Raw genomic sequence first — 23,428 nt, 5'->3', positions numbered from 1 at the left:
AGAAAATCATCAGTCGGGCCATGGAAGAGGCGCGGCGGATGGGCGAAGTGCCCGAATTAGAAAAATATCTGGACCGGACCTGGCCCTGGATTCTCATGGATTCTAACCCGGAGCCGGTCTTCCGGCGCGGCGGTTATAACTATCATCCAACCTGGGTACGGCCGTATGTTGGCGGCAGCGGCATGGGCACACCGGCGCCCAGCGGCGGCGGCAGTTCCTCTGGCCCTGGCGGCAAAACCAGCTTCGGCGACGTGGCCGCCTCCTTCGCCGGTTGGACGGAAAACACAGCCGGTAAAATGGCGACGGCCATCTCCCCCTTTGGCTCCGGCGGCGTGGTGAATCTGGGCGGCGCCGACAAAGTGACCGGCGACATTTTCAAGGCGCTGGCATCCTCGTCGGGCAGCAGCGGCGGCGGCGGTTCATCGGGCGGCGGCTGCGCCTGCGCCTGCGCCGGCTGTGCCTGCGCCTGCGCCTGCGCCGGCGGCGGCAGGTAATTGCGGAAGGTGGGTTGCGGCAGCGCAATCCGCAATCCGCAATTCGAAATCCGCAATGAACGAATTTTCTCTCCCCGCGCAGCCACTGCTGGCAGAGCAGGCCAACTGGCTGGCCCCGGCGCGGGGACGGCTGCTGCGCCGGGTGAGTGTGGCGCGGCGGCGGCGGATTTTGGACCTGGGGGCGGGTTATGGCGCGGTGACGGGGGAATTGGCGCGGCGCGGCGGCGGGTCGGTGGTGGCGTTGGACCGGGAAGTAACGGCCGTTGCCGCAGCGTTAGCCCAAACCCCCGCTCTGAATGTCGGCGGCGACGCCCTGGCATTGCCTTTCAAACGCGCCGCGTTTGACCTGGTGTTTTGCCAATGTGTGCTGTTGTGGGTGGGGGACGTGGCAACGGCCGTCGCCCAAATTCATCGCGTTCTGCAGCCGGGCGGCGTCCTTATCGCCCTGGAGCCAGATTACCCAGCCATGATGGAGTACCCCCCGGAAAGCGCCGTCGGCGACATCTGGTTGACGGCGCTGCGGCGGGTCGGCGCGGAGCCGGCAGTTGGCCGCAAACTGCCCGGCGCGCTGGCGGCCCAGGGTTTTGAGGTGACAGTGGATTTACTGGAACGGCTGGAACGGCCGTCGCCCACCCGCTTCGACTTCTTACGCACCCTACCCCTCACGCCAGATGAACAAGCGGCGCTAAACCGGGCCGAAACGGCCGCTCGCCATCTATCGCAGCCCTGGGAGCATATCGCCCACCTGCCCTTCCTGCTCATCACAGCGGAACGGCCGTAAACCACCACAGCATCGCACCATGATCAATCCACCCCCTCTCACACCCACTTCCGAACGGCTGACCGCCCGGCTGGAATACGGCCTGCGCGCCTATGCGGGTCGCATCCGTTTGTTTACGCCCAATGCCCGGCTGTATCTCGGCTACACCATTGTCAACGGCATGGCTTTTGGCATCTTCCGCCTGCTGTTTAACTTCTATGCCCTCAGCCTCGGCTTCAATGAGGCAGTGCTGGGCCGCCTGCTGACGGTGACCAACCTGGTGGCCCTGGTGGTTGCCCTGCCCTCCGGTTATGTTAGCGACCGCTTGGGCCGCAAGACGGCGTTGATGATTGCCAGTGTGTTGACAACAACGGCCGTATTCGGCACAGTGTTCTGGCGCGACCCCGTGGGCTTTTACGTCCTCAGCGCCCTGCTCGGCGTGGGCCAAAGTCTGGCCGGCGTCACCCTGGGGCCATTCCTCATGGAAAACAGCGGCCACGAAGAGCGCACCTACCTTTTCTCCTTCAGTTTTGGCGTGCAGATGATCGCCGGTTTTGCCGGGAACTGGTTGGGTGGGCAGATGCCAACGTGGTTGGGCACGGCCGTGCAAGCCGACGCCACCAGCGCCACCGCCTACGGCCTGGCGATGGCCGTCGTTGGCGGTATCGCATCGCTCTCCATCATTCCCCTGCTGTTCATTCGCCGCCCCAACCAGGCCAAGGCAACCCAGGGCAAAAGCCTTTCACCCTTTCAGTATGCCCGCCAACAGCCGATGCTGCTGGTCAAGTTAATCGCCCCCATGTTTGTCACCTCATTGGGCGCCGGGCTGTTAATGCCCTTCATGAACGTCTTCTACCGCCACGAATACAACGCCTCCGATGGCCTGATTGGCGGCCTGTTTGCCGTTGGTTCATTGGCGATGGCCTTTGGCCTGCTGCTGGCCCCGCCGCTGGCCGACCGCTACGGCAAAATGAAAGTGGTTGTGCTGTCGCAGGCGATCTCCATCCCATTCCTGGCGTTAATGGGTTTTGCCCCCTGGTTTGGCGTCAGCGCATTGGCTTACCTGGTGCGCCTGATGCTGATGAACATGAGCAACCCAGTCTACCAGACCTTTGTCATGGAACAGGTGGACGAAGAGGCGCGGGCGACAGTCGCCAGCCTGGTGAGCATGAGTTGGAACTTCGGCTGGGCCTTTAGCCCTATGGTCAGCGGCTGGCTGCAACTGAATTTCGGTTTTGGGCCAATTTACCTGGGAACCATGCTGGCCTATGTGGTGGCAATTTACCTGTATTGGCGCTTTTTCGGCCAAACCAGCGAAGACCACACGCCCTGGCAAACGGCCGACACGCCAACATGACCATCGTCGCAAAGCATCCACGTACAGAAGCGGATATAATCCCCGCCATGAATAAAAATCGGAGTGAAGAGATAGAGAATAATCTCGCCACTCTATCACTTGTTATTTTGGTTCTCTGAGCTTTCCTGTGGCAAACCCCTCTCCCCAACCCTCTCCCTTTGGGAGAAGGAGCCGGTTTCCTCCCCCGCTGGGGGAGGGGTTAGGGAGGGGGCCACAGAATTCATCAGAGACCCGTTATTTTTAAGGGGGCATTGCATGACAATCAAATTTGGTACCGACGGCTGGCGCGCTGTCATCAGCGAAACCTTTACCTTCGCCAATCTGCGCCTGGTGGCCCAGGCCATCGCCGACTTTACCCGTGAACAAAACGACACGAACCCCAGCGTCATCATTGGCTTCGACACCCGCTTTTTGTCTGACCGCTATGCCAATGAGGTAGCCCGCGTCATGGCGGCCAACCAGATACAAACCTGGCTGGCCCGCGCCGACACACCGACGCCGGCCATCAGCTACACCGTTGTCCACAAAAAGGCAACGGCCGGGGTGATGATCACCGCCAGCCACAACGCGCCGCGTTACAACGGCGTCAAGCTCAAAGCCAGCTACGGCGGCAGCGCCACCCCGGCGCAAAACAAGCGCGTTGAATACCTGTTGGACCGTAATCTGGAAACGGTGCATGGCCCCAATCTCATGGACCTGGAAGAGGCCATGAAACAAGGTTTGGTCTGCAAGTTTGATCCCGCCTGGGCCTATTACGAACATCTCAGCACGCTGATAGACCTGGACATCATCTCCAGCGGCGAGCTAAGCGTGGTGGCGGATGGCATGTTTGGCTCCGGACGTGGGGCGATTGGCGAGGTGTTGGCGCGCGGTCGGACGCGGGTGCAAAACATCCGCCACGAGATGAATCCCGGCTTTGGCGGCATCCATCCCGAACCCATCGCCCAACATCTGGGGCTGCTGATGTCTACCATTCAGGGGGGACACTGGGACGTGGGCCTGGCCACGGACGGCGACGCCGACCGCATTGGCGCAGTGGATGCGCGGGGTGAGTTTGTGGACCCGCACCGCATTTTTGCCCTGGTGCTGCGTTATCTCATCGAGAAACGGGGCTGGACGGGTAAGGTGATACGCACCGTTTCCACCACGCGCATGGTTGATCGCATCGCCGCCGACCACGGGCTGCCGCTGGTAGAGACGCCGGTGGGCTTCAACCACATCGCCGACCTGATGATCGCCAATGGGGTGCTGATGGGCGGCGAGGAGTCAGGCGGCATCAGCATTAAGGGGCATATCCCAGAGGGGGATGGGGTGCTAATGGGGCTGCTGCTGCTGGAGGTGATGGCCGAGGCGCAGGCCCCGCTGCACGTATTGGTGGCCGATTTGCTGGACAAATATGGGCCGGCGCAGTATGCCCGCACGGATATGAAGCTGAAACGGGCCATTCATAAGGCCGATATGGTCAAACTGCTGATGGATGCCGCCCCGGCGGCGATTGCCGGGGTAGCAGTCGAAGATGTGCAGACGGTGGACGGGGTGAAGTATTATCTGGACGATGGGAGCTGGCTGCTGATACGGCCGTCGGGCACGGAACCCGTCTTGCGCGTTTACGCCGAGGCGCCGGATGATACGCGGGTGAAAGCACTTCTGGGCTTTGGCGAAGAGATGGCCCAGAAAGCATAGAAATTCTTGCCTGGAAAGGTGTACCACGATGACCGGCATGATGGTAAAATGATCGCACTGGCAGTTGAGCGCAATTATCCCAGGGCAATGACAACATAAGGTCACACACATACCATGAAAGATGAACAGATGCCGTTAGTCTCTGCGGATCCCGAACAAGAAAAATGGGCGCAAGCGGCCGATAGATCGCGTCAGGCGTGGCAACAACTGGTTCTGCGCATAAAAAGCATTACCCCAGCCTCTTTGGCGCGCATTCTTTTGGTAACGGCCGCTTTGGGCAGCGTAGTCTGGCTGTTCACCTCTACCTGGCCGGCCCTGCTGCCTTTTCTGATTGGCGGGGCCATCGCCTATGCCATGCTGCCCTTCACCAATTGGCTGGACAGATTCATGCCCCGCGCTTTTGCGGTAGCCACCGCGCTGCTGGTTGTCTTACTGCTCCTGGCGCTGATCCTCTATGCGGCCGTCACCGTCGCCGGGCGGCAGGCGTTCATGTTGTACGACGTTTTGCCCAACGAGAACCAGTTAAACGCCACTATCAGCCAGCTAGATGAAAGCCTGAGCGATCTGGCGCCGCCGATACGCGAAATCATCACCCGCGTCGCCACAAAATTGTTGGGGCAGGTGGACATTGATGCGAACACTTACATGGACCGCATCGTCAATTTGATTTTTAACGGCATGTTTGGGCTGCTCAACGCCGCCGGTTTTGTCCTCGGTTTTCTGGCGATCCCGGCCTGGCTGCTGTTGGTGCTAAGAGACCAGCAGGCAGGAGCCAGAGCGCTGCGCCGCCTGCTGCCGCGCCGCTGGTTGGCCGATACAATGGCTGTCTGGCGCATTTTTGATCGCTCTTTTCGCGCTTTTGTGCAGGGGCTGTTGGTCCTGGCTTTATTTGTGACATTGTTTGTTTACATCGGCCTCGTTTTCCTGGAAAACGTGGGGGCGCTGAGTGTCACCTTTAAATTGGGCGCGGCCCTCTTTGCCGGGTTCATGCAGTTAATCCCCACCATCGGACCAATTATCGTCATCATGGTCATCTTTTTGACCAGAATGACCATGTTTAGCAGCACCGAGGTACTGATTCTGTTGGGCCTATATCTGGTGGTGCAGCAGCTTTTGCGGGCGACGGCCGAACCGCGCGTGCGCAAGCAAATCGCCGCCGGCGTTCATCCAGCCTTGCTGATTATGGTGATCGTGGCCCTGAGTCAGTTTGGCTTCATGTGGGTGTTTATTGCCGCGCCGGTGACGTCTGTTTTGCGCGACCTGTTTTTGTATGTGTACGGCCGTTTCCAAGAACCTCCGCGGCCGGCCGGCCTGCTGCCCGGCGAAGCGCTGCCCAAACGCAAACCGATGCGCCCTGCCAGACGCGCCCCCTCGCCCACCATACCTGCCGCCTACCGGCACGGCCGTGCCGCGCGCCGCAGCAGCCAAATCAACCCGAATGAACGCCCATGAAACAGTACCTAAACTTTTACCCCTTCAATAAAATCATGTCTGAGGAATCCCCCATGACCGAAGAAGAAGCGATGCTCGAAGAGTTTACAGACTTTTCCCAACTGACCCAGGCGCGCGTGCCGCTGGAAGAGGCGTCTATCGCTTTTTCCACCCGCGATGAAAATGGCAAACTGCCCATCATCCTGATTCCTACCCAACTGCTGCGCATTCGCAATGAATTGATCATCGCCGCCGCGGCCATCTTTGGTGGTGGTCTCTTCCTGGGCCTGCTGTTCAACATGCCCGCCCTCACCACCCTGGCGTTGATCGTTGGCCCGGCCGTGCTGCTGATCGGCGCTTTGCCCGCCTTCATGGTGCGCGTCCCTGAAGGAACCAAAGCGCTGCTGACCCGCGGCGGCCGTTATGTGCGCACCCTAAACCCCGGCCTGGCCATCCTGCCCCCCTGGATCATCGTGTCCCACCTGGTGACACAGCGCGAAATCCCGTTCGATGTCCCCATCGTCGGCGCGCCGACCAAAGACAATGTGCGCGCCACGGTAGACACCGTATTCACCTTCCGCATCCACGACCCTTACCAATTTGTCTTCAACATCTCGGCTATGGATTTTGACCAGGTGTTGCAAGCCGTTTGCCAGGACACTCTCCGTGCCTTCGTCCGCACCATTACCTCTTATGAGGTAATGGACCTCGAAAACACCAATGTCAGCCACATTTTGGAACTACTGAACGCCGACATGGCCAACTACGGCGTCGAGATGATGAAGATCGAGATCACCTTTGCCCAGCCACCGGCCGAATTCATGCGCTCCCAAGAAACGCGCCAACTGGCGGTCTTGCAGCAGGCCGAACAACAAGAAATACAAGCCCTGGCTATTCGCCGCCAGATAGACGCCGACGCCCTTACCTTTCAGCAGGTGATTGCCCAGGTGGAACGGGAAAAAGAGATACTGCGCGTCGCCCTGCAAAAAGCGGAAATGCGGCGGCGTGTAGAGGAAACGGAAGCCGAAACCGAAGATTTTCGCCTGGCGCGCAAAGAAGAGCGCATCAACAAATACCCGCAGGCGTGGGCCTGGGAAATGGAAATGGCCCGCCTGGAAGTGTCTCGCTCTTTGGCTGGAAATACCCGCGCCATGCTGCAAGTCGGCAGCGCCAGCGATATAACCCGCGCCTTTCTGGTGCGCGACATTTTGCAAGACACGCCGGTTCCTCCGACCGATGGAAACGATGAACAGGAAACGGAGTAGCAACCCTCATTTTGAAATCCAGCTGTAGGCGGCGGGACAGGCGGTGCAGCTTCTTTGCCAATCACCCACGCCTTGACTCCCGCCTGTCTTGCCCCTCTGTTGGGCAAGACGGCGCGGGAAAATGCTGTCTGCTGCGGCCGTTCCCTGGCGTGCAGTCTCCCCCTTACCACCACACCATGACAAACTGAGAACGGCTGTCGCTGCAAAATTTGTATAGTACGGCCGTTTTCGCCACAATACAGTCATCAGGCGCGCCGCGCTTACAAAGTGGGCCGCACAGCCAAACATTCCCTGGAGGCAACCCATGGCCGAAACCGAGCCGAAAGAAGAAAAAAAGTATCCTGTCCCCGAAGAAAAAATCGTTACCACCCGGCACAGCTTGATCCTGAACGGCAAAGGGCTGAGCTACAGCGCAACTACCGGTACGCTCATCCTCAAAGAAGAGCATGAAAAGGAAGACAAGAGCGAAGGCGAAAAAGCGAAGGCAGCCATCTTCTTTGTGGCTTACACCCGCGAAGACGCCGACCCGGCGACGCGCCCCATCACCTTCGCCTTCAATGGCGGCCCTGGCTCGTCGTCGGTGTGGCTGCATTTGGGGCTGCTAGGACCCAAGCGGGTGCTGGCTGACGAAGACGGCAACGCGCCGCCGCCGCCCTATCGCCTGGTAAACAACGATTATTCCCTGCTAGACCAGACCGACCTGGTGTTTATAGACCCGGTCAGCACCGGCTTCAGCCGCGCCGTGCCCGGCGAAAAACCCAAAGAGTTCCACGCTTTCCAGAAAGACATCGAATCGGTGGGCGATTTTATCCGGCTGTACACCAGCCGCTACCAGCGCTGGGCGTCGCCCAAATTCCTGGCCGGGGAGAGCTACGGGACCACACGCTCGGCCGGGTTATCTGGTTATTTGCAGGAGCGGCACGGTATGTACCTGAACGGCATCCTGCTCATCTCCTCCATCCTCAACTTCCAGACGGCCTACTTTACGCCGGGCAACGATTTGCCCTACGCCCTGTTTTTGCCGACATATGCGGCGACGGCCTGGTATCACGGCCGTCTCAGCCCAGACTTGCAAGCTGATTTGCGCCACACCCTGGCCGAAGTGGAGCAATTTGCTCTGGGCGAATACACCCTGGCCCTCATGCAAGGCGCAGCGCTGCCGGCTGAAACGCGCACGGCCGTTGCCCAAAAATTAGCCCGCTACACCGGCCTCTCAGCCGAATACATCGAACGCGCCGACCTGCGCCTGGAAATCCACCGCTTCTGCAAAGAGCTGCTGCGCGCCCAGGGGCGCACCGTTGGGCGGCTGGATACGCGCTTCACCGGCGTAGACCGCGACGGCGTTGGCGAATATCCTGAATTCGACCCCAGTTATGCGGCGATTCAGGGACCCTACACCGCCACCCTCAACGACTACATGCGCCGCGACCTGCAATTCGAGAGCGACCTGCCCTATGAAATCTTGACGGGGCGGGTGTGGCCCTGGAACTATGAACCACACCAAAACCGCTTTGTAGACGTGGCCGAAACACTGCGCAAGGCCATCAGCATCAATCCACACCTGAAGGTGTTTATCGCCAACGGTTATTATGACCTGGCGACGCCCTACCTGGCGACGCGCTACACTGTCAACCACCTGGGGCTGGCAGCTGAGTTGCAAGCCAATGTGCATCTGACGTATTATGAAGCAGGACACATGATGTATGTTCACCGGCCGTCGCTGGCGCAGTTGAAGGAAGATATGGCGGCGTGGCTGGCAACGGCCGTAACGTAAACAAACCTGCCAGGTTTATCAGGAGCGAGAGCGAGAGCGAGAGCGAGAGCGAGAGCGAGAGCGAGAGCGAGAGCGAGAGCGAGAGCGAGAGTGAGAGCGAGAGCGAGAGGAAGAATTCGGGCAATACTCTAGCTCTAGCTCTAGCTATTTTCAAGGGAGGCACAAGCATGGAACAAGAACATGAAGTGATTGTCGTTGGGGCCGGGCCGGCGGGGGCAACGACGGCGACACTGCTGGCACAGCGCGGCCACGACGTGCTGCTGCTGGACCGGCAGAGCTTCCCACGAGACAAAATTTGTGGCGATGGCGTGCCGATGGGCGTCATTGAGATCATGGGGCGCATGGGGATGGAAGGCAAGGTGGCCGCGGCCGAAGCGCAGGGCAATTTCAACCGTATTAACCAGATGCGACTGGTTTCGCCCAAGGGGCATACATTGGACGCGCCGCTGCACCTGGGACGGCACGGCGAGCATTCTTACGTCGCGCCGCGCATGGTTATAGACGCCATGCTCCAGGAACACGCGGTGGAATCGGGGGCCGATTTTCAGGCGGCGCAGGCGCAGGAACCGATTCTGGAAAACGGCCGTGTCGTCGGCGTGCGGGCGAAGGTGGGGGGGAACGGCCGTGCCCAAACGGTAGACCTGCGCGCCAGATTGGTCATCGGCGCCGATGGCGTCACCTCGGTCATCGCCCGCGCCCTGCGCCCCAAACAAGAACAGCACACCCCCGAACACAAAGCTGTCGCCTTACGCGCCTATATCGAAGACATCGAAGAAGTGCCCAACACCGTGGAGTTCTACCTGTACGAAGACATTGCGCCAGGTTATGCCTGGATTTTTAACCTGGGTAATGGCCGGGCCAACATCGGCCTGGGAATGCGCCTGGACCAATTCCGCCAGGGCAAACATAAACTGGAGGAGCTGCTCAAAGATTTTTTGGCGATGCCTGAGATAAAAAAGCGGCTGAAGCAGGGCGGCCAACTGCGCGACGTGGCAACCTGGCAGCTCAATTTTGGTTCACAAGAAGGGCTGCGTTTTGCCTTTGATGGCGCGCTGTTGGTGGGCGACGCCGCCGGCTTCATCAACCCGATCACCGGCGGTGGCATCCACAATGGCATGATTTCAGCCGAACTGGCCGCCAAAACGGCCCACGAAGCGCTGACGGCCGGCAGCGTCGCCCTGAGCCAACTCAAGGTGTACGAGTACCGCTGCCGCAATGAGCTGCTGCCCGGTCTGCGTCGCGCCTACAATTATCAACGCCTTCTCATGCGTTTCCCGCCGCTGATAGACCTTCTGATCCAGCGCGGCCGGAAAAACAGCGAGTTGGTGAAAATTTTTCTGAGTAAGTTATAGCGCGGCGCGCCATAGAGCCTCAGGTTAACGCAAACCGGCCGGCTCTCGATTTGTATAATGAAACAAACATGGCGAAATGTGATCCTGCTGCTGGCCGTCGCGGCGCTGGGTGGATTGGCCGGCTGGTGGGCGCTGCCCTGGCTTGTGGCCGGGCTGCCAGGGCAGGTGCAGCAGCGGCTGCCGGTGCAGGTGTTGGCGCTGTCCGGCGCGCTGCCCACGCCTTTGCCTACCGCCTTACCCGCCCCCACGCGGGATAAATTGGCGGCAACGGCCGTCATTGTCATCCCTACCCTGGCGCCGCCGACCACCACCCCAACCCCGCCGCCAACAATCCAACCAACCAACCAACCAACCGTCCAACCAACCCCTACCGCCATTCCTTCACCTACCGCCGCCCCCCTGCCAACGGCCGTGCGCCTGACCGGTCTGCAAATCACGCCGCAGAAGTTCAACAACTGCGGCCCCACCAACCTCAGCCTCGTCCTCAACTATTACGGCCAGCCCGATGACCAGTTCGACGTTGCGGCTGTCATCCGCCCTACCTATGACGACCGCAACGTTTCGCCGGAAGAGATGGCCGATTATGTCAATGAACACACGCCGCTGCGAGCGGCCGTCTATCGCGGCGGCAGTCAGGAGATGCTGCGCCAACTGCTGGCCGCCGGATACCCGGTCATCGTCGAGAAGGGGCTGCTGCCCAATGCCTGGGAAGGCTGGATGGGCCATTATCTGACGTTAATTGGCTATGACGAGACCCAACAGCAGTTCATCAGCCTGGACACCTTCCTGGGGCCATGGGATGGCAGTGGGCGGCTGGACAGCTACGAGTCGTTTGCCGACCATTGGTCGCATTTTAACTTCGCTTTCCTGGTGGTTTACCCGCCGGAAAAAGCAGAACAGGTCGCCAATTTGGTGGGCGAGACGATGCGCCAGCCATTGACGATGTGGCGGCAGGCGGCCGAACAGGCGCAGCAGCAAACCACCGCCGCGCCCGATGACGCCTTTGCCTGGTTTAACCTGGGCAGCAGCCTGACGCGCCTGGGCGCATTAACCGGCGAGGCGGCCTATTACCAAAATGCAGCCGCCGCCTTCGACCGGGCGCTGGCCGCCGGGCTGCCGTGGCGGATGCTGTGGTATCAGTTTGAGTTGTATGAGGCGTATCTGGCAAACGGCCGTTACCCAGACGTCCTCACCCTCACGGCGGCCACGCTGCAAAGCAGTGGCGGCCAATTTGTCGAAGAAACCCACCTCTACCGCGGCTATGCCCTGCTGGCGCAAGGCGACAAAACGGCCGCCAGAGCCGCCTGGCAGCAAGCCCTGGCAATCAAACCAGACCAGGCGCAGGCCATCCAGGCGCTCAACGCGCTGGATGCCTCCGAGGAAACGGTGCAATAAAGGCGGGGCAAAAGCCAGCTAAATGCGTAATGGCGCCATCTTCTAGGACGAAAGCACTATTGAAAGAAATGTCACCTATATTCTGTTGCACACACCAATTGCTGTGGCGACAGATATTGTGCTGCCGGTTGACCACCGTTGGTGTCGTTTAGGGAAGCAACCACAATTCGCAGTTCACTGCTACCTGAATCCAATTTCTATTCAAAAGTTCAACTTCTTCACGAAGCTGAACTTTTTTATGTAACTTATTCAATCCACATCCCAGAGGAATCATATGATCAACAGGTCTTCCACTAGCCAAACCAGAAGATTTTTCTCCTTTTGCCTATTGCTCTCCTTGATGGGCGTGCTTTTATGGCCGCCAGGGCTTGTTCTGGCAGACATTGGTGTGGACGGTGACCGCACCATTTCGACAACTGGGGCTGTCCTAAACCGTTACGCGCGTGTCGTCAGTATCAGCAGCAACGTCATTACTGTGGCGGACATTAGCACTCTCAACGACACCGCAGACGACCACTACACCAACGATACACTGGCAGCCGGCGATCTCATCCTCATCTACCAGGCGCAGGGCGCGACCTTCACGTCCACCGCCGACGACGCCACCTATGGCGCGTTTGAATATGGCGAAGCGGGTAAGTATGAATTTGCGCTGGTAACGGCCGTAGCCGGCAACAACATTACTGTCGCCACAACCAACACCCCACCCTACACATGCAGCGGCATCACCAATACCTACAACACCACTTCCGGCAATGTCCAGATGGTGCGCGTGCCCCAATACACCAACCTCACCATTGAGTCTGGCGCTTCGGTAACGGCCCCGGCCTGGAATGGGGCAACCGGAGGCATTATTGCCTTGCATGTGCAGTACAACCTGGTGGTAAACGGAACCATAGACGCCTCTGGCCTCGGCTTTCGCGGGGGAGAAGCAAGCGATCTTGAACCTTGGGACATCATCTTTGGTATCAGCAGTTTTCGTGATCAAGTAGAAAATGGCGGTGAAAAGGGGGAAAGCATTCTGGGGGATCAGACTGTCTACGATGGACAGTCGGGGCGTTATGGCCGGGGTGCGCCGGCCAATGGCGGCGGTGGCGGCAATGCCCACAATGCGGGCGGTGGCGGCGGCGCCAACGGCTCTTCTGGCAGCCCATGGAAGGAAGGTTATGGGTTTGTGGACACCAATGATGTTTATGCCGATGCCTGGAGATTAGATCCCGGCACGATTACCGACACTGTGCCAATCTATTTTCAGGGCGGCGCGGGTGGTGGACGAGGTGGATATTCTTATTCTAACCAGTATGAAGACCCTACCCAGGTTTTTCCAAACGCCTCAGACTGGGGTGGCGATTCCCGTCGCCAGGTTGGCGGGCTTGGCGGGCGTGCCCTGAATAACAATCCGAACAGTCCAGATGGACGGCTTTTCTTCGGTGGTGGCGGTGGTGGCGGAGACGGCAACAACGATGCCGCCACGTCTGGTGGCAATGGCGGCGGGTTGGTCATCCTTGTTGCGCACAATACTTCTGGCAGCGGGACTGTGCTGTCTAATGGAGAAACTGCACTAAACACAACCAATTCATTTGATGATGGCGCTGGTGGCGGTGGTGGTGGTGGTGCAATTTTATTAAAAACACCCACACTCTCCACCAATACCCTGACCCTATCCGCTAATGGTGGCAATGGTGGCAATCAGCCAAGTGTCATTTACCTGGGAACACCCTACCCTCAAGAGGCGATGGGACCGGGCGGTGGCGGTGGCGGTGGGTATATTGCCGTGGCAAGCGGCAGCGGCAGCCTGACGGCGGCAGTGGATGGTGGGACGAATGGCATCAGCCTGAGCGATGCCATGAACGGCGGCGAGCAGCCGCAGCCACCCAATACGGCCGTTCCGCCATTCCCTCCCAATGGCGCGACTCAGGGGTATCCTGGCGGAACCAGCCTGGCATTTAACAATGCGGGGGCCATCACCTTCCCTGGCTGTGGGGCGCCCACGGCCGTTTCCCTACAAACCTTCTCGGCCGCCAGCAGTTCCAGTCTCTCCCTGGTTGGTATTACCGGGCTGTTGTTAACGGCCGTACTGCTCACCTGGGCGCTGCGCCGGCGCCAGGTCGTCGGGCATTAGCTGGTAGACCCTGAGGGTTTTCTAAAACCCTCAGGGTCTGCCAACATAAAACAAGCGCACCCGCTCCATCAACTGCCAGTCGGCCAGGCCGCGAAAGGTGTGGGGCGCACCCTCGTAGAAAAAACATTCCACCGGCTTATTCAGAGCTTCCAATTGGGCGCACAACGCCTCCGACCAGCCTACCGGGACCGTCTCATCGGCGTAGCTGTGATGAATGGCAACGGCCGTATTGATGCGTTCCAGGTGATTGATAGGCGAAATCGCTGCCAGCGTTTCCGGCGAAGCCGCCAGCTCAAACTCCCCGCGACGGCCGTTGGTCCACTGCCGAATTTGCTCATAATTTTGCCACTCATCGCCGCTCATCGAACCGTAGAGAACGGCCGTTTGAATATACGCCGCATTGTTCACGGTGATCACCCGCAGGGCCACGCCGCCGCCCATGCTGTGCCCCCACAAGTGCATCTCGTCGGCGTTAGCCCGGCGCAGCACGCCCAACGGGTCCTGGCTTTGCTGGCGGATAATGGCGATCAGGTTCAACACATCTATGGCATAACCAATGCGGAACGGGTCTGGGCCGCTGTCTGAGGGTGGGTAATTGCGCAAATTGGGGTGGATGACCAGGTAACCGGCGCGGGCCAGGTCATCGGCGTAGCGGCGGGTGTAGGCGACAGTTTCATAAGCGGCCGGGTCCACGTAGCCGTGCAGCATCAGCACCACCGGAAAGCGGCTGCCCTGGTTGGGCACATTCATATAGCCGTAAATGGTCAGTCCATCGCTGGGGTAAGTGATGAGATAGCGGGCAAAGTCATCGTTTTGTTCCAGGGTGTCTTCGATTTCCAGCAAGCCACCGCCATACGGCCGTGCTGCCAGGGCGTCTATTGTCAAATCTGCATACGGATCAGGGGTGATGGTTGGGTTGGGGGTTGAAGTAGGCGCGACAATGGCTGGAACGGCCGTCATCGTCGCCAGCGTGACGGTGGGCGTAGACTGGAACGCTGTGGTGGGTGGTGGCGTTGTGGTCCCGATGACCGGAGTGGCCCGGAGGACCGGTTGGACGGGCAGCGCAGTGGGCGTGGGAGAAACGGCCGTTGGCCTACAGCCGACCAACAGCCAGAAAAGCGCCAGCAACAACCAGCGTCTCAAAGGTCGGCCTCATGCAACATACCTGGAGACCGGTATGCAACTTCGGGGGCGGCCAGCCAATCATGCCAGCGGCTCAATTGGCCGTCGTTTGCCTGGGCCTGGGCGTAGGCGGCCGCAGTTGAAAAGGGTTCGCTCGCAGAAAACTTGTCCATCTTGCCCGCCATTATAACCGATTCACCCCTGGCGGGTTATAAAAAGAAGCGCCGTCTCTTGCGAGACGGCGCTTCTCATGTCAGCAACACATGTCAGGAGGGAAGCATGTGCGCCACTTTTTCGGGCAATGCAGTACGAAGGAAGAGGGACATTAGCCCTTAATTTGATCAGCGTTCCAGTCGCGTTTCTCGTGCCAGTTTTAGGGGAGGAGTTTTTCCTTCGTACTTGAACTGATCAAATCTACGGGGATCATATCCCCATTTCGAGAACAAGTCATCCGAGACGGCCGTTTCATAGCCTGTTACTCAGAATTTGCTCAGAATGAGCATATCCTCAACAACCCCCGTCAACCGCAAAATCAATCAGGTCTATGGTTGCCTTTAGCAAGTCTGCTTCCCGCTCAAATGCAAAGCCCAAGTTCTGGCTGATACGCCGCATCCCCCTATTCTCTGGCAGCATATAAGCCATCACCGTCTCAATGCCTTCCTCTTTGCCAACGTTAAAGGCAACCCGGGGGGGGAGGGACCCCGGCCGGGGGGGGGGTCCTTCCGCGGGGGTCAAAAAAAGGCGGGCGGGGGGGGGGAGGGAGGAAAGGGGGGGTTAAAAGGGGAACCCCGGCCGGGGAGAAGGGGGGAAGGAAACCCTGGGAGATTTGGTGGGTAGTCCCCACCGGACAAGGGCGGCCCACCCCCGCCAACGGGGGACCGCCCCACCCGGCGGCATTGGGGGAGACACCAAAGAATTTAAATGGGTCGGGGCCGGCGCCCCCGGGGGTGGGCGGGGGCGGGCCCAGCAGGGGGGGGGGGGGGGAGTGGTGGTGTTTTGATTGGGGGGAGCCGGCCGCGTCGGAGGGGGGGGAGGGGGGGATGGTTTGGGGGGGGGGTCCAAAAGCGGAGGGGTAAGTTTCCGTGGCCCGGGAGAGATTACGAAGAGGGCCCGAAATTTCGTGGGGGCGGGGGGACGGGCGGGGAATTCGGCGTGCGGGCAATTCGGGTCCGGGGGGCATCGGGGGGGAAGGGGTTCGGGGGGGGCCCCCGGAGGGCCGGGGGGCCCTCAAGGGGGGCCCCCGAGGGGTCCCCGGGAGGCCGTATGGTCGGGGGGGGTCCCCGGGGGGGGGAGGTTGTTTTGGCGGCGGGAGAGGAAGGGGGGGGTCAGAAATGGGCCGAGGAGGCCCGGCACGGGGAGGAGAAAACGGGGTGAGCACCCCCAAACCCCGAAACGAACGGGGGCAGTGTGGCGGGTGCCGGGTCAAGCCGGGGACCCCCCCCCCAGGGGCAAGCCCTTTCCGGGGGAACTGGGGGGGTGGGGGTCAAGCGGGGGTGGGGTGAGGGGGGGTGGGTGGGGGGGCGGGGGGAAGGGGGAAGCCCGGAATGGGGACCGCGAACGGAGGACATTAAGGGGGAGGTTGGGGATCCAGGGGACCCCCCAACGGAGGACAACCACGGGAGGGAACGTGGGGGGGAAGTCTTGGTGCACCAATCAGGCGCGGGGGGATTAAACCAAAGGGGGTGTTGTGGGGGTGGCCCGTTTTTATCCCCCAGTGGGGGGGGAGTAAATATTGGGGGATGGGGGGGGGGGGGGGAGGGGTTGGGGGACCCGGGGGCCCCGGGGGAGGGGGGGAGCGGGGGGGGGACAAAGGGGGGGGGGGGAGGCGTCCCCTCCCCATTTGTGGGGGTGGGTGTGGTTGGCGGGGGCCCGGCCGCGGGGAGGGGAAAACGCGGGGGAACGGGGCGGCAAAAAGGCGAGTGGGACGGAAGGAAAAACCAACCCTTTCCCTTAACACAATGACGCCAAACAGTACCAATGCCCATACCCTGTTAAGCGTCCTGCCGGGATGGCAAAAAACCAGTATTCCAGCTTATCATCAGTTAGCTGGACAGCATCACAAACTCAGGACTGAAAAGGCTCAGGTCAACGCGGGCAGACAGCCCGGGGGACCAAGCGGCGTCATGATTTCCAGCAAATAAGATTGCTTCCTGAGCCAGCCCCCCGCCGTAATAAACAAAGCGAGGCTCCACAGACTTTGGGCTTGAGTTGCTCGTCGCCAAAAAGGAACGCTGCCGTCGAGGTCTAGCTTTTCGAGTTCACGTTGCTGAAGGTCTTCTGTTGCAGGTCTGTATCCTTGTTGAGCGGCACGCAGTGAGCTGTACACCACGGCGACCAGGGCGGAGGGGGTGTCGTTCAATAGCCGCGAAATTCCGTAGCTGATACTGGTCCAGCCCTTCGGCTTTACCTTCTTCATGATACACTTCAACGGGCCAACGATGGCGATAAATGCGCGTCATGCCTTTGGCCTGCCAGTGCAAGCGGTTGCTGATGAGAAATACCTGATTGTCGGAAGGTCAGCCCGACGATAGCTCGATGACGAGACGGACTTTACCAAAGTTGTGCAGCCGATGCGTACGGCAGTAGGTATAGTAAGTCTCGGTTGTTCCCTTAAAGGTGATGGTCGTCGTTTGAAACGCAGGAGTTTGACCGGCTTTTGGCGGATGCCGCAAGATGTTCCGCCTTGAGGCGGCTGGGCAAACTTGTCTAATCGTTCCCGGGACCTGTTGCCAGCGCCACTTCACCGCTTCTCGCCCAAGGGGCGCCCACATAAGCAAAGCCTTTCTCATCAAGAAAGCGGCAGAAGCTGGGTTGTGTGTACCAACTATCACAAGCGATAGGCGGCTTGGAAGTTCAGGAACTGTGCCAGCCATTGCTGGCACTGCTGCTCAGCCATGCGCAACTTGCTCAGTCATACAGGTCAGCTACGCCCGGTTTTTTGACATTTCTTGTCGCCACACGCCTAGCAAATACTGACGCCACCTTTGGTTGATCGCTTTTTCAGCTCCAGCTTGCTTTCCTTCTAACTTTGATGTTCGCCGCGCGTAACCCTGCTTCAATCTTGACCAGGTCAGCCGGCTTGCCGTACAGCCCAAAGAATATAGGGGTAGTCAGTTTGGTCATCGCAAATGCAATGCAACGTCACCAGGTTGTGCGCCCAGACCCAACACTTTGCACATGGTCATACAAGATGGCGATCTTGTTGCGGAAAGTGGTGTCCATAGTGGGTGAGTAACGTATCAACAAAACTCAACACCCCGTCTTTTTCCAAGGCTGTACCCGGTAGGCTGCTCCGCATGACAGCTAAGCGACAACGATTGAGTTCTGCTTCGAGCGAAAAAGGGCTTTCCGTTAGTAGACGGTTGAGCGAGCTTTTGGTTTTACGGCTTTAGTGGACAAACAATTCGGTTGATTCCTCAACAGTTTTGTTTTCGGAAACAATCAAACCGCTGATGTACCGCTTGAACTGGATGAAGGTATCTGCCGAAAAGACCGAACTGAAAATGTGGCGTAGTGATCAACCAATCGGAAATTCAACCAGGGGAACCATAGTTCAACACCTCCTGCGTAGTAAATTGCGCTATTCATCCTTCCCTGGTATTGTGCTCTATGGCGTATTCGTTTGTAAAGGTCGCTATCAAAACATTATGTCACTGCAAAAGTCGTGTCAAACCTCTGCGTTTTCCGCGCCTTATTGTGTTTCGTGGCCTGCGGCAGCCGGCACAGCCGACTGAATTGTTTCTGCCACCAACTGATTATAAGCGATCAGCAGGCGTCGGCCAATGGAACCGGGACGGCCGTTGCCAATTGCTTTGCCATCAACGGCGGCCACCGGCAAAATCGCTCGTGACGAACCGCTGAGAAACGCCTCGTCCAACAGCCTAACCTCGTCCTGATGTACCGCTTCCAGGCGCAGTGGGATGCCCAGTTGGAGCAGCAAATCCAACACAATCTGGCGGGTGACGCCTGGCAAAACGCCGCTCCCGGCCGTATAGACCACGCCCTGCCGCACGCCATAGAAATTGGTGCTGCTGCCCTCCAGAATGAAGCCCTGGTCGTTTACCAGCAAATTTTCGTAAATACCCGCGGGACCAGCCAACTGGCGGCGCGCCACGGCAAAATCGGCCGTTTTGGCTAACGGCCGCTGCCGCTGCAACTCTCGCGTTAACCCCACCGCCACGCCATTGGCAATCATCTCTGGCGTAGGTGGCGTGAAGGGAGCCAGGGCCAGCAGCACACGGGCGTCTGTGCCCAGGGCCAACGCCGGTTCAGCCAGGACATCAAAGCGCACCCGCGCCTCCGGGCGATGATAGGCGGAACAGACAGCGTGCAGCGCCCGGCGCAGAGCCATCTCATCCAATGGATAGTCCCAACCGAGTAGGACCATTGAGCGTTTGGTACGCTCAATGTGGGCCTCCAGGCGCAAGAATTTGTTATGGTCAAAGGTGCGCAGCGCGGAGTAAACGCCGAGCGCCAACCCGTCGTAGAGGTCATCAAAGGAATGCGCGCCAGGCGGAGTCGGCAAGGGGATGGGGCCAACGGCCGTTACCGCATACAGCTGCACATCTGGGGTGACGCCTTGGACATGGGGGTTGGGTGGATTATTTTGGATTTCTATTTTTCTCAATGACTGCTACAGCCTGTGCAATTCCATTTTCGGCCCGAATGCGCTCCCCTAAATGGGTCGCGTTCTTTTGCATTGTCTTGTCGGTTACGGCCCACTGAATCGCTTCAGCCAGGTTATCAACCGTTAGATGGCGGCGCGGAATGGGCCGGGGGCCTACGCCTAACGCATACACCCGTTGTCCCCAAAACGGTTGGTCGCCAAAAAATGGCGTGATAATAGATGGGATTCCAGCGCATAGTCCTGCGCCCGTTGTCCCCGCGCCGCCATGATGCACAACCGCGGCCATCTTTGGAAATAGCCAGCTATGTGGAATAGAACCAACCATAAACACGGTCTCCGGCAGGTTATCTTTCTTTAACCCGCCCCAACCCGATGATAACACTGCGCGCTGACCAGTGCGTGCCAACGCTTTCAAAACCAAATCTGCGGTTTCTTCTGGCTTACGGCTGAGCATGCTGCCAAAGCCAACATAGACTGGCGGCGGGCCTGCCTGTAGGAAATTTACCAAGTCACTCGGCGGTTCCCACTCAGCGGGCGGCTCTAAAAACCAGTATCCTGTGACATGAATGTAATCCGGCCAATCGGCAGGAGGCGGTATCACTTGTGGACTATACCCGTAGATGATTGGTTGTGATTCCTGTTGCAGGGACGCAAATGGCCCCCAGAATGGGGCGGGTGTCATCTGCAAAACCTGGGCACGCGCTTTGTTGTCCGCTGCACGTAACATCTGCCACATCATTTGCTGGGCAAAGCGGTGTGACAAACCATTAGCCCGTTTGGTTAACCGTGTTTGTGGTAACTGCGGTGTTAGGACACTGGGAAATTCGCTTGTTGGCGTAAAAGGCATTAAATGAGCCTGAAGGAATGGGACACCCAACTTTTCGGCGAGGGCTAAGCCATTGGAGAGTCCGGCGAAGCCGGCAAGGATCAAGTCAGAATCCTGACAAGCCACCAGCCCATTTATGGCTGATTGAAGGGCAAGTTGTTGAGCGCCTTTTCCTGTAACCGCCAGAATTTTCAGGATATTGCCCTGCTCGACAATATCCTGAATTTGGCTTTGCGCCATTGTCTTCACCCCACCGCCCATGTCAAAGAATTCCAAGCCATAGGCTGTTATCAGGTCTTGGTAATCCTGAGGAGCCAGGACTCGAACCGTATGTCCCGCCTCCTTTAATCCCTTTCCTAAGGCCACGTAGGGCTGAACATCACCACGACTTCCTCCCGCGATTATAGATATTTGCATCACAGATGACTTCCTTGACTATAGAGACATAGGCATTAATCCGCCTAACGCGCACCGTCCGAGCGCTGGCACGGACGTTCAAAAACCTTTGCATTCACCAGAGTGCAGGCCATCTGAGGTCGTTAATGGAGAGGGCATACTGGCGTTTTCGGTCCCCTTCTAGCGCGAAGCCGATTCCTGGCGGAACTCTCAGGTCAGCTAATTTGGCAGCCAGGTCTCCGTCCTCAGGTTTGCGAGTTGGGTGAATACTGCTGTTAGCCGCCTCTCACCAACTCCTTGCCATACAACTGCTTGTAAATCGGCGACAGCGCCTGCACCTGCCGGTCGGCGTGGTAGCTGCTGCGCACCAGCGGGCCGCTCTCGACCCATTTGAAGCCCATCTCCAGGCCAATGCGCTTTAGTTCGGCAAACTCGTCGGGGTGGTAATATTTTTCCACCGGCAAATGCTGGTCGGCGCGGGGCTGTAAATATTGGCCGATGGTTAAAATGTCCCCGCCCCGGTCCACCAAATCTTGCATCACCGCCAGCACTTCATCCCAAGTTTCGCCCAGACCGACCATGATGCCACACTTGGTCAGCACTTCGGGGTCCATCTTTTTGGCGTTTTCCAGGGTCGTCATAGCCCATTCGTATTTGTCTTGGGGCTGCACCTTTTTGAAAAGGCGCGGCACGGTCTCCACATTGTGGCCCAGAATTTCCGGCCGGGCGTCCATGACGATTTTTAGGGCGTCGGCGCTGCCTTTGAAGTCTGGGATGAGCAGTTCGATGGAGCAGCCGGGCTGCATCTGGCGGACGCGCTGGATGACAGCGGCAAATATCGGCGCGCCACCGTCTGCCCGTTCATCGCGGTTGACAGAGGTGATGACAACGTGGCGCAGGTTCATCGCTTTTACGGCCGTCGCCACGCGCAGTGGTTCGGCAAAATCTAAAGGCAACGGCCGTCCCGTTTTGATGTCGCAAAAGGCGCAGCTTCGGGTGCAAATATCGCCCATCATCAAAAAGGTGGCCGTGCCCGCGCCCCAGCACTCGCCCATGTTGGGGCACTGCGCTTCCTCGCAAACGGTATGCAGTTCCTTGCTGCGCATCAATTCGTTCAGCCGCTCATAATTCTCGCCGCTGGGAATGCGGGCGCGAATCCAATCCGGGTGGCGGCGCTTGGGCTGGTGCTTGGGCTTTAAAACGGCCGTCTCGTTGACGCCGATAGAATCCAGGTTAATGGTAGTCATGGGTTATAGTCCTTAGTCGAGTCCTCTTTTAGCCGTTGGCAATTGACAATTCTGCTGCAAAGACCTGCCCAAACGCCTCGGTGATCGGCTGGAGAAGGTCCAGGGGGGTTAACGGCCGTGCCAACACATCCGCCAGACTCACCACCCCATGTTCACTAATGCCACAAGGGACAATATGGGCAAAGTGGCCCATGTCCGGGTTTACATTCAAGGCAAAACCGTGACTGCTGATCCCTTTAGCGTTCACCCGCACGCCAATGGCGGCCATCTTGCGCGGGCCATCGGGGCGGTCTACCCACACGCCGGTATAGCCATCATAGCGCCAACCGCTCACGCCAAATCCGGCCAGCGCCAGGATGATCACTTCCTCCAGGTTCTGTAGGTAGCGGCGAAAGTCCGGCTTCTCGAAGCCCTGCAAACCAAACAGGCGCGGCAAATTCAGGATGGGATAGCCCACCAACTGCCCTGGCCCATGATACGTAATGTCGCCGCCCCGGTCTACCCAGCGAACCGTGAAGCCCTGAGCGTCCAGCGCCGCCTCATCCAGGAGCAGATGGTCCAATTTGCCACTGCGCCCCAGGGTATAGGTGGGCGGGTGTTCCAGCAGCAGCAGTTCATCTGGTAGGTCTGGCGTTTCACCACGCACCGCCACCATCTCTTTTTGCCGTTCCCAGGCGGCGTCATACGCCATTTGTCCGAGCCACGTCGCCGTGATCATGTGCAGGCCATCCTTTCATCGTGATGGCCTAAGGCTATCTTTCTGTGGCGCAAAAGTCAACCGCTTTTTAGCCAGCGCACAGCGAACAGCAGATGGCTAAAATGGCAAACTATACCTGACAAGGTGACATGGTGACACCTGACAAGGTGACATGGTGACACCTGACAAGGTGACATGGTGACACCTGACAAGGTGACATGGTGACACCTGACAAGGTGACAAAAATGTTGGTTTTCTGGTATCTTCTCAATATTCTGGGGGAACGAGGTCTGAGCCTGTCGAAGACCGTTGGTTTCGACAGGCTCAACCAACTCCGCCGCGCTTTTTTGAGAAGATACGTTGCCTGACTGCTATCTGATACTCTGCTACAATTCGAGGTATAGACACGGCCGTTGAACGCAACTTTTGTTCCTTTTTACCTTTGTCCCTTTGTCATAAATTCCTAGCTTAGGAGATTGTATGAAATCCCAACATTCCCCCATCACCACCCGACTGCTTGTCTTCATCATCTTGCTGCTAACCCTGGCCCTCACCACCCCGCGCCTGCTGGCGCAGCGCGACGACCCGGAAAACATCCCCAACCCGGACAGTGTGACCATCGCTGGTAGTTTCCAGGCCCAACTTGGCTGCCCCGGCGACTGGAACACCGACTGCGAAGCCACCTTTCTTACCTATGATCCGCAAGGCGACTTGTGGCTGGGAACCTTTGCCCTGAAAGCCGGGTCCTATGAATACAAAGCCGCCCTCAACGGAACCTGGGCCGACAACTACGGACTAAACGCCGAATACTACGGCCCCAACATCCCCCTGACCGTACCCGCCGATGGCTTCGTCACCTTCTGGTACAGCCATAAGACAC

17 protein-coding genes are annotated in these 23,428 nt (G+C 58.7%); 10 read left to right on the top strand and 7 right to left on the bottom strand.

The window, feature by feature from the left end; all coding sequences use genetic code 11:
* Positions 1–20: 20 nt before the first annotated feature.
* From IPM39_21720 to IPM39_21675, 10 genes are all read left to right on the top strand, one after another.
* A complete protein-coding gene (locus IPM39_21720) occupies positions 21–494 on the top strand; it encodes a hypothetical protein (GenBank protein ID MBK8988655.1) in 474 nt (157 codons plus the stop codon).
* A gap of 55 nt (positions 495–549) precedes the next feature.
* The gene (locus IPM39_21715; GenBank protein ID MBK8988654.1) at positions 550–1,275 is read left to right on the top strand and encodes a class I SAM-dependent methyltransferase; all 726 of its coding nucleotides are present in this window, start codon (positions 550–552) and stop codon (positions 1,273–1,275) included.
* Between the two features lie 19 nt (positions 1,276–1,294).
* Positions 1,295–2,611 (top strand): MFS transporter, encoded by a 1,317-nt coding sequence (locus IPM39_21710; GenBank protein MBK8988653.1) that lies wholly within the window; start codon positions 1,295–1,297, stop codon positions 2,609–2,611.
* 255 nt (positions 2,612–2,866) lie between these two features.
* Positions 2,867–4,294: a phosphoglucomutase/phosphomannomutase family protein gene (locus IPM39_21705; GenBank protein ID MBK8988652.1), complete on the top strand. Its 1,428-nt coding sequence runs from the start codon at positions 2,867–2,869 to the stop codon at positions 4,292–4,294.
* Positions 4,295–4,408: 114 nt separating this feature from the next.
* The gene (locus IPM39_21700) at positions 4,409–5,746 is read left to right on the top strand and encodes an AI-2E family transporter (GenBank protein ID MBK8988651.1); all 1,338 of its coding nucleotides are present in this window, start codon (positions 4,409–4,411) and stop codon (positions 5,744–5,746) included.
* Positions 5,747–5,799: 53 nt separating this feature from the next.
* Positions 5,800–6,990, top strand: a complete 1,191-nt coding sequence (locus tag IPM39_21695) for an SPFH domain-containing protein (GenBank protein MBK8988650.1) — start codon at positions 5,800–5,802, stop codon at positions 6,988–6,990.
* A gap of 304 nt (positions 6,991–7,294) precedes the next feature.
* Positions 7,295–8,764, top strand: coding sequence for a peptidase S10 (locus IPM39_21690; GenBank protein ID MBK8988649.1), 1,470 nt, complete (start codon positions 7,295–7,297; stop codon positions 8,762–8,764).
* A gap of 167 nt (positions 8,765–8,931) precedes the next feature.
* The gene (locus IPM39_21685; protein ID MBK8988648.1) at positions 8,932–10,116 is read left to right on the top strand and encodes an NAD(P)/FAD-dependent oxidoreductase; all 1,185 of its coding nucleotides are present in this window, start codon (positions 8,932–8,934) and stop codon (positions 10,114–10,116) included.
* A 57-nt stretch (positions 10,117–10,173) separates the two neighbouring features.
* Entirely contained in the window at positions 10,174–11,511 is a 1,338-nt protein-coding gene (locus IPM39_21680; GenBank protein ID MBK8988647.1) for a C39 family peptidase, read from the top strand.
* Positions 11,512–11,899: 388 nt separating this feature from the next.
* Complete coding sequence (locus IPM39_21675; GenBank protein ID MBK8988646.1) at positions 11,900–13,633, top strand: hypothetical protein; 1,734 nt, start codon at positions 11,900–11,902, stop codon at positions 13,631–13,633.
* A 30-nt stretch (positions 13,634–13,663) separates the two neighbouring features.
* On the opposite strand, the gene IPM39_21670 is transcribed toward IPM39_21675, so the two are convergent.
* From IPM39_21670 to lipB, 7 genes are all read right to left on the bottom strand, one after another.
* Positions 13,664–14,776: an alpha/beta fold hydrolase gene (locus IPM39_21670; protein MBK8988645.1), complete on the bottom strand. Its 1,113-nt coding sequence runs from the start codon at positions 14,774–14,776 to the stop codon at positions 13,664–13,666.
* Positions 14,773–14,928, bottom strand: coding sequence for a hypothetical protein (locus IPM39_21665; protein MBK8988644.1), 156 nt, complete (start codon positions 14,926–14,928; stop codon positions 14,773–14,775). Before IPM39_21665 ends, IPM39_21670 begins: the two co-directional genes overlap by 4 nt.
* 1,907 nt (positions 14,929–16,835) lie before the next feature.
* The gene (locus tag IPM39_21660) at positions 16,836–17,171 is read right to left on the bottom strand and encodes a hypothetical protein (protein MBK8988643.1); all 336 of its coding nucleotides are present in this window, start codon (positions 17,169–17,171) and stop codon (positions 16,836–16,838) included.
* 1,275 nt (positions 17,172–18,446) lie between these two features.
* Positions 18,447–19,382 (bottom strand): aminotransferase class IV family protein, encoded by a 936-nt coding sequence (locus tag IPM39_21655; protein MBK8988642.1) that lies wholly within the window; start codon positions 19,380–19,382, stop codon positions 18,447–18,449.
* A complete protein-coding gene (locus tag IPM39_21650; GenBank protein ID MBK8988641.1) occupies positions 19,357–20,625 on the bottom strand; it encodes a glycosyltransferase family 1 protein in 1,269 nt (422 codons plus the stop codon). Before IPM39_21650 ends, IPM39_21655 begins: the two co-directional genes overlap by 26 nt.
* Before the next feature lie 254 nt (positions 20,626–20,879).
* Entirely contained in the window at positions 20,880–21,851 is a 972-nt protein-coding gene (gene lipA / locus IPM39_21645; GenBank protein ID MBK8988640.1) for a lipoyl synthase, read from the bottom strand.
* A 28-nt stretch (positions 21,852–21,879) separates the two neighbouring features.
* Positions 21,880–22,569, bottom strand: coding sequence for a lipoyl(octanoyl) transferase LipB (gene lipB, locus IPM39_21640; GenBank protein MBK8988639.1), 690 nt, complete (start codon positions 22,567–22,569; stop codon positions 21,880–21,882).
* Positions 22,570–23,428 lie beyond the last annotated feature (859 nt).

This window comes from Candidatus Leptovillus gracilis, assembly GCA_016716065.1.
In the GTDB taxonomy this organism is placed as follows: domain Bacteria; phylum Chloroflexota; class Anaerolineae; order Promineifilales; family Promineifilaceae; genus Leptovillus; species Leptovillus gracilis.
The sequence above is the reverse complement of the archived record's forward strand: the minus strand, read 5'-3'. Positions and strand labels throughout refer to the sequence as shown.